This is a genomic window from Brevundimonas denitrificans (assembly GCF_030160755.1).
GTDB classification, from domain to species: Bacteria; Pseudomonadota; Alphaproteobacteria; order Caulobacterales; family Caulobacteraceae; genus Brevundimonas; species Brevundimonas denitrificans.
In genome coordinates, this window is sequence record NZ_BSOY01000008.1 from 44,922 (window position 1) to 60,612 (window position 15,691).

A 15,691-nucleotide genomic window follows, 5' to 3' on the forward strand; every position below is an offset into this window, starting at 1 on the left:
ACGGCGGGCGGACCCGCGCGGAGCCCAGATACCGCGCGGCCAGCGCCGGGTCCAGCGCCCGACGCGCATCGTGTCGCTTCGGAAGGCCCGCATTCGGACCGCGGGCGATCCGGACGCGGCGCCGGCGATGGACTTCCCCTCGCCGATTGCGGTGAAGCAAGGCGCCCCGGCCGAATCACGTGCAGATTGGCGGACGACGACTCTGTTCCGGGGACCGCCGATGACCGCCTCCGCACCCGACGCTCAACCCGCCCACCAGGCCTACAGCCGCGTCTCGATCGCGCTGCACTGGCTGATGTTGATCCTGCTGGCGGCGGTCTTCGCCTGTATCGAGTTGCGGGAGAATTATCCCCGCGGCAGCGACATCCGCGAGGGCCTCAAGACCTGGCATTTCATGCTGGGCCTGTCGGTCTTCGTCCTCGTCTGGATCCGGCTGATCGCCCGGTGGCGGACGCCATGGCTGGCGTCCGAGGCCGGCTGGACCCGGTGGCCGGCCGCCGCCGTGCATGTCGCCCTCTATGCCGGGATGATCGCCCTGCCGCTGCTCGGCTGGCTGGTTCTCAGCGCCGAGGGCGACGCCATTCCCTTCTTCGGCCTGTCTCTGCCGCCGCTGATCGCCCCGGACAAGGACCTGGCCGAACGGCTCGAGGAGCTGCACAAGACGATCGGAGAAGCCGGCTACTGGCTGATCGGGCTTCACGCCGTGGCCGCCGTGTTCCACCACCATGTGCTGAAGGACGGAACCCTGCGACGCATGCTGCCCATGCTTCGCTGACTCGCGCTCAAGCAGTGAGCCGCCGCGCGGCGAACGATAGCGCTCAAAGGAAATTGGTCGGAGTGAGAGGATTCGAACCTCCGACCCTCTGGTCCCAAACCAGATGCGCTACCAGGCTGCGCTACACTCCGGCGGCGGGCTTTCGCATACTCGACGCCGCGCCGCAACGCGCTGGACGACTATTCGGCGAAGAAGGGGTGGCTGACCTTGTCGCCGGGCCGGGCCCCGATCTCGTCGGCGCGGCCGGCGCGCAGCTCCAGCACGCCGCTGGCGGGTCCGTTCGAGGGGATGATGGCGTCGGACTGGGGCGTGGCGTTCTTCGCGATCGAGACGATCCGGCCGCGCGGGTCGATATAGATGATGTCCAGCGGACTGGGCGTATTGCGCATCCAGAAGCCGCGCTCGGCCACATCGGGGAACTGGAACAGCATGCCACGGTCGTCAGGCAGGGGTTCGCGCTCCATCAGGCCGCGCTGACGTTCCGCGTCGTCGTCGGCGATCTCGACCATGAAGCGGTGCTCGCCGCTTGAGGTGGTGATGGTCAGCGGCTCGAGCGGATCGCCCTTGGCGTCGCGCGGCGTTCCCGCTCCGGCGCAGGCCGAAACCAGCACAAGGGCGAGCAGGGCTCCCGGAAGTCCAAGACGGTTCAACATCGCCAATCCACCCTCACTGGGGCGGATGATCATCCGCCCGGTCTGATTTCCGCGACCACCAGCCCCTTTGGGCCCTCGGCGAATCGCACCGAAACCGTCTCGCCGGGCAGCAGGTCATCCAGCCCGCAGCGGCGCAACGTCTCGACATGGACGAAGATATCCCCCGGTTCGCCGTCGCGCACCACGAAACCGTAGCCCTTGGTGCGATTGAACCATTTGACGACCGCGGCCTCCATCGGCGCGCCGGACGTCAGTCCGTCGGGTTCCAGACCGGCGCGGTGCGTCTGCCGGAGACCTTCATAGCCGGTGCGGCGCGGCGCGGCGGCCAGCTCGGGGTCAGCCTCACCGATGTCGTGGACCTCGGTGACCTGCCAGCCCTTGGGCCGACGGGCGCATTCGCAACTGATCGGAGCGCCCTCGGCCGCGACATCGCGACCGGCGTCACGCAGGCTGGAGATGTGCAGCAGCACATCCTTCATGTCGGTCAGGGTCGGGTCATCCGGCACGATGAAGCCGTATCCCTTGCCGGGATCGAACCATTTCACCCGGCCCGCGATCCGGACCGTCGCGACTGTCTCAACGCCCTCGTAGTCCGACACAGTCTTCCCCCTGCCCGCTATCCGAGCGGACGGCGCTTATTTAACACGGTTCTGTGAACCCCGGAAAAGCGAAAAACGTCGGTTTCGCAGCAAAAGCGAAAAGAATTCGCTCAGACGCGCACTGCGCCTCGGTCGAGCAGCAGACGAATCTTCCGCACCAGGTCGGTTTGACGGTAGGGTTTGGCGATCAAATCCCGTTCAGGACGCTGACTGGCGTGATCCTGGGCCCGGTCGGCCCAGCCCGTTGTCAGCAGAACGGGCGTCCCGGGTCTGAGTCGCGCGACCTCGGCGGACAAGCCCACGCCATCCAGATCGCCGGGCATGACGATATCGGTGAACAGCAGGTCGAAGGCCAGGCCGGCCTCCAACATCGCCAGGGCTTCGGCCGCGTCGCCTGCCGTGTGAACGACAAAGCCCGCATCGACCAGCAGGGTCTCGCCCATGACCCGAACCTCGGCATTGTCCTCGACCATCAGGATGGTCGCCTCCACGACGGGCTCATCGACGGCGGAAGAGGTTTCGGACATGTCGACAAACCGGATCATCGTCGCCGTCCGGGACACGGACATGGCAGCGCAACGCACCAGACCCCGAAAGGCTCGGCCTCACACCCGATCGGAGATGTCGGGACCCCCGCCTCATATGCTTTCAAAAGGGCCTCCGGGCCCGGCTGACACGCCAGCCCCCCTCAGCGCGCCGGTTCGCTCATGAGCCTGTAGCCGACCCCTGGCTCGGTCTCGATCAGTCGGGGATGAGCGGGGTCGCCTTCCAGCTTCTGGCGCAGCTGGCCGATGAGCACCCTCAGATACTGGGTGTCATCCTTGTGGGCAGCGCCCCACACGGCCGTCAGCAGGGCGGCGTGCCCGATCACCTTTCCGGAGTGGCGGGCGAGGTTGGCCAGAACCTCATATTCCTTGGGGGTCAGCCGGACGGGGGCTCCGCCACGGGTCACCAGTCGGCGTTCCAGGTCGATGACCACCTCGCCGATCGTCAGCGGGCCCGCATGATCGTGTCGATCAACGGGCTGGCGAAGGTGGGCGCGCAGGCGGGCGAGAAGTTCGCCCACCCCGAATGGCTTTTCGACATAGTCATCGGCGCCCAGATCCAGCGCCTCGATCTTCTCGGCCTCGCGATCACGGGCCGACAGGATGATGATCGGCTTGACGAAAAATTCCCGCGCCCGAACCAGAACGTCCTTGCCGTCCATATCCGGAAGGCCGAGGTCGAGCACCACGGCGTCGGGGCTCCACAGGGCGATGCCGCGCAGGCCTTCCTGGCCGCTGTCAGCCCGTTTCGGCTCATAGCCGGCGGCGTCCAGAGCCGGCGACAGGAATCGGTGGATTTGCGGTTCGTCGTCGATGACGAGGATGCGGGGTCTGACGGCAGACATGGGGCTCTATAGCAGGTCCCGATGGGTGGCGATGGACTTGGGCAGGCTGATCAGGATGCGGGTGCCCCGGTCGTCGAGGATCGGGCTGGCGGCGGCGATCCGGCCGTTCATCGCCTCCACGAATCCCTTGGCGATGGCGAGGCCCAGCCCTGCGCCTTTCGAGCGATCCGGCTGCTCCTCCATGCGCCGGAACTTGTCGAACACCAGCTCCAGCTCGGCGGTCGGAATGCCCTTGCCCTCATCCTCGATGCTGATGACCACCGAGCCCCGGTCCTCATAGGCCGCCAGTTCGATGGCGGAGCCGTCGGGACTGAAGGCGATGGCGTTCTCCAGAATATTGACCAGCGCCTGTTCCAGCAGACCCTGATCGAGGCTGACCATGCTGAGCTGGGCGGGAAAGTCACGGGTCAGCCGACGTGAGCCGAGCCGACGGGAGACCCGTTCGGCGGCTGCGTTCAGGACGTCGCGCACATCGGTCCAGTCGGCCTTGATGTTGAGCGCCCCGCCTTCGAGCCGGGTCATGTCCAGCAGGTCGCCGACATAGCGGCTCAGGCGTTCGGCCTCCTCCCGGATGCTGAGCAGCAGATCCTTGCGCACCTCGGGCTTCAGGGTCGGACCATAGTCGATCAGGGTGGTGGCGGCCCCGAGCACGGTCGAGAGCGGGGTGCGCAGGTCGTGGCTGACCGAGTTCATCAGGGCTCCGCGAAAGCGATCTGCGCGGCGCAGGGTCTCGGTCTCGACGGCGTCGCCTGCCAGCTGCGCCCGTTCCAGCGCCACGGCGCCCTGTTCCAGCAAGGCCAGGGCCAGCCTTTCCTCGTCCGAGCCGGGCGCGAGGGCGTCGGCCTCGATCCCCGCCACGCCCGAGCGGGACCGGACCCCCTGAAGCGGACGGAAGGTCCAGCTCGTCTGGGGAAGCGTCCCCGTGCCGTGTCCGGCCGGCTCGCCACGCTCCCAGGCCCAACGGGCGGCGGCCATGGCGGCGGCGCCCAGCTTTTCCAGTTCCGGTGCGCCCGCGACCGGGGTGATGTCGCCGTCGCGGGGCAACAGGACGATCGTCTTGGCCCCGGCGGCGGCGGCGGTCTGTTCGGCCAGCACCCGGGCGGCGCCGAGCTGGTCCTCGGCGGCGGACAGGGCCTGGCTGGCGGCAAGCAGGGCCGACACCGCCGAGGCGCGTCGCTGGGCGCTGCGCGCCTGGTCCCGCACCCGGCCGGCCAGGCTTCCGGTCGCCAACGCCACCGCCCAGAAGGCGAGCAGGGTCAGGATGTCGGTCGGCGAGCCGATGGCGAAGCTGTAGCGCGGCTCCAGGAACAGGAAGTTGTAGACCAGGAAGGCGACCGTCGCCGCCGCAAGCGCCGGGCGCAGGCCGTAGAGGACGCCGGCCGCCAGCACAGCGGACAGATAGATCACCCCCAGGTCGACCCGTTCGAAGGTGCGGTCCAGAAACAGGGCCAGGGCCGTGGCCACGCCGATGAAGCCGGCGCCGACGGCATAGCCGCGCCAGTGGAGCGACCGGGCGATCACCGGCGCTTCCTTCTCCGGACGCCCCACCGGCGCCCCACCGGGCTCCGTGACGATATGGATCGCCACGCCCCGGGCCGACCGCAGCAACCCGGCGGCGAGCGACCTGCCCAGCAGTTCGCTGATGCGGTTATCCCGACCCTTGCCGATGACGATCTGGGTGACGTTGTTGCGATGAGCGTAGTCCATCACCGCCCTGACCACGTCGTCGCCGGTCAGGACGATCGTCCGGCCCCCGAGCTGCTCAGCCAGCATGAAAGCCTGGCTCAATCGGGCCGCGCTCTCGGGACCCGAGACCGGCCGGTTCGGCCGTTCGACATGGGCGACGGTCCAAGGCGCATCCATCATCATGTCGGACAACCGACGACCGGCGCGAACCAGCGAGGCGGCGATGGCGTCGCCCCCGACCAGAACGAGAATTCGCTCCCCCGCCGCCCACGGACCCTCCATGCCGCGTTCGCGCAGGGTCGCCAGAAGCTGATCGTCAATCGTCTGCGCCGCCCGCCGCAGGGCCATCTCGCGCAGGGCGGTCAGGTTCTCGACCTTGAAGAAATTCTCCGAGGCGAGGCGCGCGGTCTCCGGGACATAGACCTTGCCCTCAGCCAGCCGCTTGCGCAGTTCGTCGGGCGTGATGTCGACGACCTCGATGTCGTCGGCCCCGCTCAGGGCGCTGTCGGGCACGGCCTCGCGCTGGCGCACCCCGGTGATGCGCAGGACCACGTCGGACAGGCTTTCCAGGTGCTGGACGTTCAGCGTGGTCCAGACGTCGATGCCGGCGGAGAGGATTTCCTCCACGTCCTGCCAGCGCTTGGGATGGCGCGATCCGGGGACGTTGGAATGTGCGTATTCATCGACCAGCAGCAGGCCGGGCTTCCGCTCCAGCGCCGCGTCGATGTCGAACTCCATCAGGACGCGGCCCTTGTAGTCGATCGGCCTGCGCGGCATCACCTCCATCCCGCGCAGCAGGCTCTCGGTCTCGCGCCGGCCATGGCTCTCGACCACCCCGACAACGACGTCGCCGCCCTCCGCCTTTCGGCGTCGGGCGGCTCGCAGCATCTCATAGGTCTTGCCGACCCCCGGCGACATGCCGAGAAAGACCTTCAGTCGACCGCGTTTCGGTCGCTTGGCGGCGACCTTCGAGGGGTCGGGAGGGGGCGACGTCTCCGGCAAATCAGCTCGCGGCGGGGAAGCGGGCGTCCAGCGCCCGGTTGGTCAGCATCACATTGACGCGCGGCTGGCCGATGAAGCCGAACAGGGCGCCCTCGGTGTTCTGGTCGATGACCTGCTGCACCACGCCCACATCCACACCTCTCGCCTGCGCCACGCGCGCCGCCTGCAGGCGAGCGTAGGCCGGGGAGATGTGAGGGTCGAGGCCCGAGGCGGAGGTCGTCACGGCGTCGGCGGGGATGGCCGTCGCGCCCGTGTCGGCCCGGATGGCGTCGGCGTCGGTCTTGATGCGCGCGGCCAGGTCCGCGTTGAGGGGCCCCAGGTTCGAACCCGACGAGGCCGAGGCGTCATAGCCCTCGCCGGCGGCCGAGGGACGCGGGTGCAGATAGCGCGCCTCGGCGAACGACTGGCCGATGAGCGCCGAGCCGAGGACCTGGCCCTCCCCGTTCCGGACCAGGCTGCCGTTCGCCTGGGTCGGGAAGGCCCATTGTGCGACCCCGGTGATGGCCAACGGATAGGCGACGCCGAGCAGAAGGGTGAACAGGGCGACCATGACGATCGCGGGACGCAGTTGGCTGAGCATCGTCATCGTCCTCTAGAAGGCCGCCTTCAGCGAAACCACGGCGCGGCCGCCGTAGATGTCGCCGAAGCCGTGCTCGTCGGTGTCGTGGTAGCGGACATCGACGGCGAGGTTGTCGGTCAGTTGCCGGGCCGCTCCGAGGTTCCAGGTCGTGTGGTCGAAGTCCGAGGACAGGAACTGGCGTCCGATGACGCCTGAAACCGTCCATCTGTCGGCTGGAGAGAAGCTCGCATTGGCCTCGACGTATGTCGCCTCGTCCTCGGCCGCGCCGAAGAAGTCCGGCGACCAGTAGACGGCGGCGCCGATGGTGGCGGGACCGAAGGCGCGCGAGGCCGCGACCTTGGCCTCCACATAGTCGTAGTCCGCGCCGCTCGGTTGGCCGGTGTAGAAATAGCCGACCGCGCCGAAGTCCCAGTTCCAGCCCGCGAACTCCGGGCGGACGCCGGCGTACGCGTCGATCTCGGCATTGGTGTCGGGATCGCCGGGGAAGGCGACGTTGGAGGCCCAGGCGCCGGCGTAGAAGCTTCCGCTGGTGAGGTCGACGCCGCCCGAAATCGCGGCGTCCTCCTCGGTCTGGCTGACGCCCCGGAAGACGTAGTCGGAACTGGCGGCGACGTTCCAGGCGATTGACGGGCTTGAGGGTTCAGCGGCCGTCTGGGCGTCGGCCTGGGAGGCGATGCCCAAGACGACCAGGCCGACCAGGCAGGCGCCGGCGACCCAGATGTCGCGGCGACCGGAAGCCTTGAACCGGGTTTTGCGGGTCATGAAACTCACTCCTTGGATCTGGGGGTCACGCCAGGCCGAGGCCGGAGATGACGATGTCGATGAGTTTGATGCCGACGAACGGCGCGACGAGGCCGCCGAGGCCGTAGATCAGCAGGTTGCGGGACAGCAGCGCCCCGGCCCCGATGGCGCGGTATTTCACGCCGCGCAGGGCCAGGGGGATCAGGGCGACGATCACCAGGGCGTTGAAGATCACCGCCGACAGGATGGCGCTCTGCGGGCTGTGCAGCCCCATGACGTTGAGCGCGCCGAGCGCCGGCAGGGCGACCACGAACATCGCCGGGATGATGGCGAAATATTTGGCCACGTCGTTGGCGATCGAGAAGGTCGTCAGGGCGCCGCGGGTGATCAGCAGCTGCTTGCCGACCTCGACGATCTCGATGACCTTGGTCGGGTCGCTGTCGAGATCGACCATGTTGCCGGCCTCGCGCGCGGCCTGGGCCCCGGTCTGCATGGCCACGCCGACGTCGGCCTGGGCCAGGGCGGGCGCGTCATTGGCGCCGTCGCCGCACATGGCGACCAGCCGACCCTTGGCCTGTTCGGCCTTGATGAGGCGCATCTTGTCCTCGGGCGTCGCCTCAGCGAGGTAGTCGTCGACCCCGGCTTCCGAGGCGATGGCGGCAGCCGTCACCGGGTTGTCGCCGGTGATCATCACGGTGCGCAGGCCCATGCGGCGCAGGTCGGCGAACCGCTCCTTCATGCCGGGCTTGATCACGTCCTTCAGGTGGATGATCCCGACCAGGACGCCGTCCTCGACCACCGCCAGCGGCGTACCGCCAGAGCGGGCGATGCGGTCCACCGTATGGTGGAAATCGGCCGGGGCGTCGGCCTCGGTCAGCTTCAGGGACTTGAGCACAGCGTCGACCGCGCCCTTCCTCCAGGACTTGCCGTCCACGTCCACGCCCGACTGGCGGGTCACCGCCGAGAAGGCGATTGCCCTTGCCCCGGCGGGCAGGTCGACGGCCAGACCGGCGTTGCGGCCCAGTTCGATGATCGAGCGGCCCTCGGGCGTCTCGTCGGCCAGGGAGGCCATGACGGCGGCGCGCATGGCCGCTTCGGGCCGGACGCCCGGCACAGGAATCACCTCGGTGGCCATGCGGTTGCCGAAGGTGATGGTGCCGGTCTTGTCGAGCAGCAGGGTGTCGACGTCCCCGGCCGCCTCGACCGCGCGGCCTGATGTAGCCAGCACATTGACCTTCAGGAGACGGTCCATGCCGGCGATGCCCACGGCGGACAGCAGGCCGCCGATGGTTGTCGGAATCAGCGTGATGAACAGGGCCCCGAGGACAATGGGGTCGAGCGTGATGCCGGAATAGGCGCCCAGCCCCAGCAGCGTCACCACCGCGATCAGGAACACCAGGGTCAGCCCCGCCAGCAACACGGACAGCGCCAGTTCGTTCGGCGTCTTCCGGCGGTTGGCGCCTTCCACCATGGCGATCATCCGGTCGAGGAAGGTCGAGCCCGCCTCGGCCGTGATGCGGACCTTGATCCAGTCCGACAGCACGGTGGTGCCGCCGGTGACGGCCGATCGGTCGCCGCCGGCCTCGCGGATCACGGGCGCCGACTCGCCGGTGATGGCGGCCTCATTGACCGAGGCGACGCCCTCGACGATCTCGCCGTCGGAAGGGATCACGTCGCCGGCCTCGACCAGCACGATCTCGCCGATCCCCAGTTTGTAGGCCGGGGTCGGAACGATGGTCCCCGTCCCCGGATCAACGATCAACTTGGCCTTGGTGTCCACGCGGGTGGCGCGAAGGCTGTCCGCCGCCGCCTTGCCGCGCCCTTCGGCGACGCTTTCGGCGATGTTGGCGAACAGCACCGTCGCCCACAGCCAGACCGCCAACTGGATGGCGAAGCCGGCGGCCTCGCCCGCGACGACGGCGGCGATGGCCGACACCGTCGCCAGCAGGGCCACGATCCAGGTGGTGAAGATCACCGGATTGCGCAGCAGTTTGCGGGGGTCCAGCTTGACGAAGGCGTCGCCGACCGCCCGGCCCAACATGGGTCCGGACAGGCCGCCGGCCAAGGGAGCGGCCCGGCGGGTCTCGCCCAGGTGCTCAGGGTTTGCGAGAGTCATGACAGGGGTCCGGGATCAGAGCCCGGCCACCACGCCCAGCACCTGGAAATGCTCGACGAGGGGACCGAGGGCGAGGGCGGGGAAGAACTGCAACCCGCCGAGGATGAGGATGACGCCGATCACCAGGCCGATGAACAGCGGCCCGTGGGTCGGCAGGGTGCCGGTGCTCGGCGCCAGCTTGGGCTTGACGACCAGGCTGCCGGCGATGGCGAGCACCGCGATGGCGGGCACGAACCGGCCCATCAGCATGGCGATGCCCAGGGTCGTGTTCCACCACGGCGCGTTGGCGGTCAGGCCGGCGAAGGCCGAGCCGTTGTTCCCCGCCGCCGAGGTGTAGGCGTAGAGCATCTCGGACAGGCCATGCGGACCGTCGTTCAACAGCCCGCCGAGAGCCGTGGGCAGGACCGCCGCAACCGCCGTGAAGCCGAGGACGGCGAGCGGCAGAACCAGGACCGCGATCATGGCGAACTGGATTTCCCGCGCTTCGATCTTCTTGCCCAGATACTCCGGCGTCCGCCCGACCATCAGGCCGGCGACGAACACCGACAGCACGGCCATGACGACCATGACGGCGATGCCCGAGCCGATCCCGCCGGGCAGGATCTCGCCCAGCTGCATCAGGAACATCTGCACCGCGCCGCCCAGCGGCATGTAGCTGGCGTGCATGGAGTTGACCGAGCCATTGGACGCGCCGGTGGTCTGCACCGCCCAGGTCACCGAGGCCGGAACGCCGAAGCGAACCTCCTTGCCCTCCATGTTGGCGGAGGCGTCGATCCCGGCCGCGACGAGGGCGGGCGCCGGTTGGGTCTCGATGGCGTACATCGCCGCGCCCGACAGGCTGAGCAGAACCAGGGCGGCGACGGCGAGAGCGCGGACGTCCTTCTTCGCCAGAACACTGCGGCCGAAGGCGAAGAAGGCGGCCCAGCCGAGCACATTGATCGAGATGGCGGTGATCAGATTGGTCAGCGGCGTCGGGTTCTCGAACGGGTGCGCCGAGTTGACGTTGAAGACGCCGCCGCCGTTGATGCCCAATTGCTTGATGGCGAGTTGGCTGGCGGTCGGGAACAGGGACAGGGTCTGCGACCCGCCCTCGAGCCCGGTCGCCGTAGTCGAGGCCGCCAGGGTTTGGGTCACGCCCAGACCGACAAGCACCAAGGCGAGAATGATGGAAAGGGGCAGTAGAACCCACAAGGTCGTGCGGGTCATGTCCGCCCAGAAGTTGCCGACCCCCTCACCGCGATTGGCGACGAACGCCCGCGCCAGGGCGGCGGCGATGGTCGCCCCGGTCGCCGCGGAGAGGAAGTTCTGCACCGTCAGGCCAGTCATCTGGGTCAGGGTCGACATGGTCGTCTCGCCCCCATAGCTCTGCCAGTTGGTGTTGGTGACGAAGCTGACGGCGGTGTTGAACGCCAGATGCGGCGACAGCCCCTCGAACCCTTGCGGGTTCATGGGCAGGCCGCCCTGCATCCTCAGAATGGCGTAGAGCAGGAAGAAGCCCGCCGCGTTGAACGCCAGCAGTGCGCCCGTATAGCCGAGCCAGCCCTGGCTGTGCGCCGGGTTCACGCCGGCGGCGCGGTAGAACAGACCTTCGACCGGTTTGAACACCGGATCGAGCCAGGTCCGCTCGCCGTTCCAGACGCGCGACATATAGAGGCCAATGGGCCAGCCGATCAGGGCGGCGAGGCCGATCGTCAGGGCGATCTCCGCCCATCCTTGCATGTTCATGAGGGCGGCTCCCCTAGAACCGCTCGGGGCGCAGCAGCGCCGCGACCATGTAGACGGCGACCACGACTGCGCCGGCGCCCCAGAGTATGGCGACCAGCATCGTCACACCCGCTTCAGGACAGCGGCGAGAACGGCGAAGGCGACAAACGCCCCGCCGCCGATCGCCAGAAAAATCAGATCGGCCATGCCGAAACCTCCAGCCAGACATCCATTGCGACGCGCGACGCTGTTACGCGCGAGCGCGTGACAGCGTGATCCAGGTCAAACCGAGCTCGGCGTCCTGTCGTCAGGAGATCATGGGCGGGCGTAAGCGCTCGATACGGAAGTTCAGCATCCGCATAAGGGGAGCATAATGCCCGGGCGGACGGCGGCGGGGTGTCGAAGGTCGCCTGCCCCCCGGGGGAAACAGTCTGGGGAGCCGACCCTGCTTGCGATCCCACCTGTCGACATCGGCCTGGGGCGTTGTTCCCTCAAGCGGGACGCGGAGGCTGTCAGCCGTGGGCACGACTGGCCGTTCCTTCTCCGCCGCATCCACTCGAGGCGGGACCAGCCCATGTAGCGCCACGGCGACGCGCCGGGGATTTGACGGCTGGGGAAAAGGACGGGCGGAGGGTCGGCAAGTCGTGCATTTGCGCGAGATCACCAGACGCCGAAACACCACAAGAATGAGCCGGATAGCCGTCAAAAACTTCGTGGAAAAAGCACAGGAAATCGCACCCTGAACGGGGCTCAAATACCTGATTTTGTGGGAAATCTCCGCGCTGGCAGTCCCTAGGGGAGTCGAACCCCTCTTTTCAGGTTGAAAACCTGACGTCCTAACCGATAGACGAAGGGACCGCTGCGCGGAGAGCGGGCGATATAGCCGCCGATTCCGGACGGTGCAACCCTTCTCCTCGCCATTCTTCTTGCGAATGGGGAGACGGCCTGGAGGCGTCGGCCGACGAGACGGAGGGGCGGCCTCGAAGGCGCTCACGCCATCCGCGGATCGGCCACGTCCTCGATCTCGAATTGCACGCCCTTGCGGCCGTTCCAGTCGTCGGCCTTGAGCCGACCGACCACGCTCAGACCGCCCTGTCCGGACAAAAGCGCCTGGCCGCCGGGAAGGTCGGCGCAGCGCCAGGCGATGGCCTTGACCGAGGCCCCGTCGGCCCCGACCAGCCGGCAGCGCACATGGCCGCCGTTCATGGCCACGGCGTCGCGCGCCTGCACATGCTCCAGGGCGAACAGGGGCTCCGGATTGGCGGGGCCGAACGGCGCCAGTTGCTCGAACTGTTCGAACAGGGCCCGCGTCGCCGCGCCCGCGTCGATCAGGGCGTCGATCTCGACATGATCCAGGGCGTCGGCGGCGGCCTGCTCGCCGATCATCCGATCGTTGAGGAAGTCCCGCAGCCGGTCGATATCGTCGGCGCGGACCGTCAGTCCCGCCGCCACGGCGTGGCCGCCCCCGGCGATCAGCACGCCGCTCTCCCAGGCCGCCTGCACCGCCCTGCCCAGGTTCATGCCCGGCTGCGACCGGCCCGATCCCTTGCCGAGGCTGTTCACGGCGTCGACGCCGATCACCACCACCGGCTTGCGCCAGCGCTCCCGCAGGCGCCCGGCGACGATGCCGACCACGCCGGGATGCCATTCGTCGCCCGCGATCACCACCACGGCCGAGCCGTCGGCATGGGCGCCGGTCGCCTCGACCATCCGCGTGGCCTGGTCGGTGACCTGTTTCTCCACCTCGCGGCGGGCGATGTTCAGCGCATCCAGCTCCTGCGCCAGCGCGCGCGCCTCCTCCGGATCATCCGTCGACAGCAGCCGCGCGCCGAGGTCCGACTTGCCGATCCGCCCGCCCGCATTGATGCGCGGCCCGAGGATGAATCCGGCATGGTTCGACTTGGCCGGCCCCGGCTCGGCCCCCGCCGCCTCCAGCAGGGCCCGCAGCCCCGGATTGCCCCAGTCCGACATGACCCGCAGCCCCAGACTGGTCAGCGCCCGGTTGAACCCCGTCAGGCCGGTGACGTCGCAGATCGCCCCCATGGCCGCGAGATCCAGCCACTGGCGAATGTCCGGCTCCTTGACGTCGGCGAACATCCCGCGCCGCCGCGCTTCGCGGTTCAGCGCCGCCAGCAGCACGAAGACCACCCCGGCGGCGGCGAGGTTCCCCTGCCCCGAGTTGCAGCCCGGCCGGTTGGGATTCACCACCGCCGCGCACACCGGCGGATGCTCGCGCATCATATGGTGGTCGATCACCACGACCTTCAGCCCGATCGCCGCCGCATGGGCCACCGCCTCATTGGCCGCCGCGCCGCAATCGACGGTGATGACCAGATCGGCGCCCGAGGCCTTCAGCGTGTCGAAGGCCCGCGCGCTGGGGCCATAGCCCTCGGTGACCCGGTCCGGGACATAGATCGGCAGCTCCGCGCCCACGGCCCGGAACCAGCGCACCAGCAGGGCCGCGCTCGAGGCGCCGTCGACGTCATAGTCGGCGAAGACATGGATCGAGGCCTTCGCCTGCAAGGCGTCGAGGATCGCCTCGGCCGCCGCGTCCATGTCCATGAAGCTGGACGGATCGGGGAACAGGGCCTTCAGGGTGGGGGTCAGGAAGTCCGCCCCCTGATCGGCCCGCACGCCGCGCGCCGCCAGCGCCCGCGCCAGCGGCTCCTCGAGGTTCAGCGCCTGCATATGGGCGCGGATCAGTCCGGCCTCGGCGGGCCTCTGCCGCCATTCGCGGCCGGACAGGGAGCGGGAGACGCCCAGGAACGCCGGCCCGAAAGCCGTGCCTGCGCCCCCGTCCGCCATCAGAGGGGCCGCGTCGTGCGAATGCGCTGGACCGTCCGCGTCGAGGAATCCATCACCAGCGTGTGGGTCGAGACGAAGCCGTCGGCGACCTTGACCCCGTCCAGCATGGCCCCCTTGGTCACGCCCGTGGCGGCGAAGATGGCGTCCTTGGACACCAGTTCGTGCAGGTCATATTTGCGGTCCAGATCGGTGACGCCCGTCTTGGCCGCCCGCGCCCGCTCGTCGTCGTTGCGGAAGATCAGCCGGCCCTGGAAATGGCCGCCGACGCATTTCAGCGCCGAGGCCGCCAGCACCCCCTCCGGCGCCCCGCCCGAACCGAGATACAGGTCGATGCCGGTCTCGGGTTCGGCCGTGTGGATGACGCCGGCGACGTCGCCGTCGGTGATCAGCACCACCTTGGCCCCGACCTCGCGCAGGGCGGCGATCAGGTCGGCGTGGCGCGGACGGTCCATGACGCAGACGGTGATGTCGGACGGCTTCACCCCCTTGGCCGAGGCCAGGGAGCGGACATTGTCCTGAGGCTTCATGTCCAGATCGACGGTGCCGGGCGCGAACCCGGGGCCGATGGCGATCTTGTCCATATAGGTGTCGGGCGCGTGCAACATGCCGCCGCCGGGCGACATCGACAGCACGCACAGGGCATTGGCCATGGCCTTGGCCGTCAGGGTCGTGCCTTCCAGCGGATCCAGGGCGATGTCGATGGCCGGGCCTTTGCCGGTGCCGACCTTCTCGCCGATGTAGAGCATGGGCGCCTCGTCGCGCTCGCCCTCGCCGATGACGATCTTGCCGTCGATATCCAGCGCGTTCAGCGCCGTGCGCATGGCGTCGACGGCCAGCTGGTCCGCCGCCTTCTCGTCGCCCCGGCCGATGCCGGCATAGCTGGCGATGGCGGCCAGTTCGGTCACCCGGGCGGCGTCAGCGGCCAGGGTCGAGGCGTAGGGAGCCGGTTTGGCCATGAGGTGTCTCCTGAGACGATGGTCCCCGGATTCTTCCGTCCGGGCGAGCGTTGGATGGGGGATCAGCGGCGGTCCACCGGCGGCGGGGCCCGGCCCCGCTCGCGCGTGCGTCGCGCGAAATCTTCGATCTCGGCGAGGGTCTCCTGCGTCACGGGCGCGACCGGAACCGAATCGATCCGGGCCTGCACCGCCGCCGCGAACTCGGCCGGGTCGCCCGTATTCTGCCAGTCGATGCGCGAGACCTCTCCCGCCAGCGCCCCGCCGGTGACACGCAGGGTATTCACCTGCGCCGCGATGGCGACCGGTTCCGGCAACGGCTCGATCACCCTCGGAAAGGCCGCCCAGGCTGGATACTGGCGGTTGGCGTCGACCAGGGCCTGGACCCGCGGCGCGATCGGCGAACTGGCGTCGGTGACCGGATCGAACGAGCCCACGCAGGCCGTCAGACCAGCGCTCGCGACGACGGCGGACAGGGCGGCTGCAAATTTCCGGCGCGACGCGTTCATTTCAGGGGCTGTCTTATGCGATGATCGCGACAGGCGGAAGGGCGCGCGCGGCGCTTGCGACCGATCCTGACGACATCCGGAGCTTCCCATGGCCAAGCGTCCAAGCCCACCGACCGCCGCCGCGCCGCCCCGCGCGCCGCGCAAGGCCGGGCGCCCCACCTCGGCCAAACCGCCCCGG

The 15,691-nt window shown here is 68.9% G+C and carries 14 protein-coding genes and 2 tRNA genes; 1 reads left to right on the top strand and 15 read right to left on the bottom strand.

Features of this window, described 5'->3' with window-relative positions; genetic code table 11:
• Window positions 1-220: 220 nt before the first annotated feature.
• Window positions 221-775 (top strand): cytochrome b, encoded by a 555-nt coding sequence (locus QQJ79_RS03350; RefSeq protein WP_284221097.1) that lies wholly within the window; start codon window positions 221-223, stop codon window positions 773-775.
• Between the two features lie 54 nt (window positions 776-829).
• Here the strand turns inward: QQJ79_RS03350 and QQJ79_RS03355 are convergent.
• The 15 genes from QQJ79_RS03355 to QQJ79_RS03425 all read right to left on the bottom strand — a co-directional run bounded on the left by QQJ79_RS03355 (window position 830) and on the right by QQJ79_RS03425 (window position 15,513).
• Window positions 830-906: transfer RNA gene (locus QQJ79_RS03355), tRNA-Pro, on the bottom strand.
• 48 nt (window positions 907-954) lie between these two features.
• Window positions 955-1,428 carry a DUF192 domain-containing protein gene (locus tag QQJ79_RS03360; RefSeq protein WP_284221099.1) on the bottom strand — a complete coding sequence of 158 codons (474 nt, stop codon included), beginning with the start codon at window positions 1,426-1,428 and terminating at the stop codon, window positions 955-957.
• 29 nt (window positions 1,429-1,457) lie between these two features.
• Window positions 1,458-2,027: a cold-shock protein gene (locus QQJ79_RS03365; protein ID WP_284221101.1), complete on the bottom strand. Its 570-nt coding sequence runs from the start codon at window positions 2,025-2,027 to the stop codon at window positions 1,458-1,460.
• A gap of 110 nt (window positions 2,028-2,137) precedes the next feature.
• Complete coding sequence (locus tag QQJ79_RS03370; RefSeq protein WP_284221104.1) at window positions 2,138-2,572, bottom strand: response regulator; 435 nt, start codon at window positions 2,570-2,572, stop codon at window positions 2,138-2,140.
• Window positions 2,573-2,715: 143 nt separating this feature from the next.
• Window positions 2,716-3,417, bottom strand: a complete 702-nt coding sequence (locus QQJ79_RS03375; protein WP_284221106.1) for a winged helix-turn-helix domain-containing protein — start codon at window positions 3,415-3,417, stop codon at window positions 2,716-2,718.
• A gap of 6 nt (window positions 3,418-3,423) precedes the next feature.
• Window positions 3,424-6,021 carry a DUF4118 domain-containing protein gene (locus QQJ79_RS03380; protein ID WP_431307567.1) on the bottom strand — a complete coding sequence of 866 codons (2,598 nt, stop codon included), beginning with the start codon at window positions 6,019-6,021 and terminating at the stop codon, window positions 3,424-3,426.
• Between the two features lie 85 nt (window positions 6,022-6,106).
• Window positions 6,107-6,685, bottom strand: a complete 579-nt coding sequence (gene kdpC, locus QQJ79_RS03385; RefSeq protein ID WP_284221110.1) for a potassium-transporting ATPase subunit KdpC — start codon at window positions 6,683-6,685, stop codon at window positions 6,107-6,109.
• A gap of 12 nt (window positions 6,686-6,697) precedes the next feature.
• Complete coding sequence (locus tag QQJ79_RS03390; RefSeq protein WP_284221111.1) at window positions 6,698-7,447, bottom strand: TorF family putative porin; 750 nt, start codon at window positions 7,445-7,447, stop codon at window positions 6,698-6,700.
• A 25-nt stretch (window positions 7,448-7,472) separates the two neighbouring features.
• Complete coding sequence (gene kdpB / locus QQJ79_RS03395) at window positions 7,473-9,542, bottom strand: potassium-transporting ATPase subunit KdpB (RefSeq protein WP_284221113.1); 2,070 nt, start codon at window positions 9,540-9,542, stop codon at window positions 7,473-7,475.
• A gap of 15 nt (window positions 9,543-9,557) precedes the next feature.
• Window positions 9,558-11,267: a potassium-transporting ATPase subunit KdpA gene (gene kdpA / locus QQJ79_RS03400; protein ID WP_284221116.1), complete on the bottom strand. Its 1,710-nt coding sequence runs from the start codon at window positions 11,265-11,267 to the stop codon at window positions 9,558-9,560.
• A gap of 13 nt (window positions 11,268-11,280) precedes the next feature.
• Window positions 11,281-11,367, bottom strand: a complete 87-nt coding sequence (locus QQJ79_RS03405) for a potassium-transporting ATPase subunit F (protein WP_077357265.1) — start codon at window positions 11,365-11,367, stop codon at window positions 11,281-11,283.
• A gap of 662 nt (window positions 11,368-12,029) precedes the next feature.
• Window positions 12,030-12,104 (bottom strand) — tRNA-Glu (locus tag QQJ79_RS03410).
• Between the two features lie 132 nt (window positions 12,105-12,236).
• Window positions 12,237-14,051: a single-stranded-DNA-specific exonuclease RecJ gene (recJ, locus tag QQJ79_RS03415; RefSeq protein WP_284221121.1), complete on the bottom strand. Its 1,815-nt coding sequence runs from the start codon at window positions 14,049-14,051 to the stop codon at window positions 12,237-12,239.
• Window positions 14,051-15,007 (bottom strand): class II fructose-bisphosphatase, encoded by a 957-nt coding sequence (gene glpX / locus QQJ79_RS03420; RefSeq protein ID WP_284221122.1) that lies wholly within the window; start codon window positions 15,005-15,007, stop codon window positions 14,051-14,053. The genes recJ and glpX overlap by 1 nt, the downstream gene beginning before the upstream one ends.
• Window positions 15,008-15,069: 62 nt before the next feature.
• Window positions 15,070-15,513, bottom strand: coding sequence for a hypothetical protein (locus tag QQJ79_RS03425; RefSeq protein WP_284221123.1), 444 nt, complete (start codon window positions 15,511-15,513; stop codon window positions 15,070-15,072).
• Window positions 15,514-15,691: the final 178 nt, after the last annotated feature.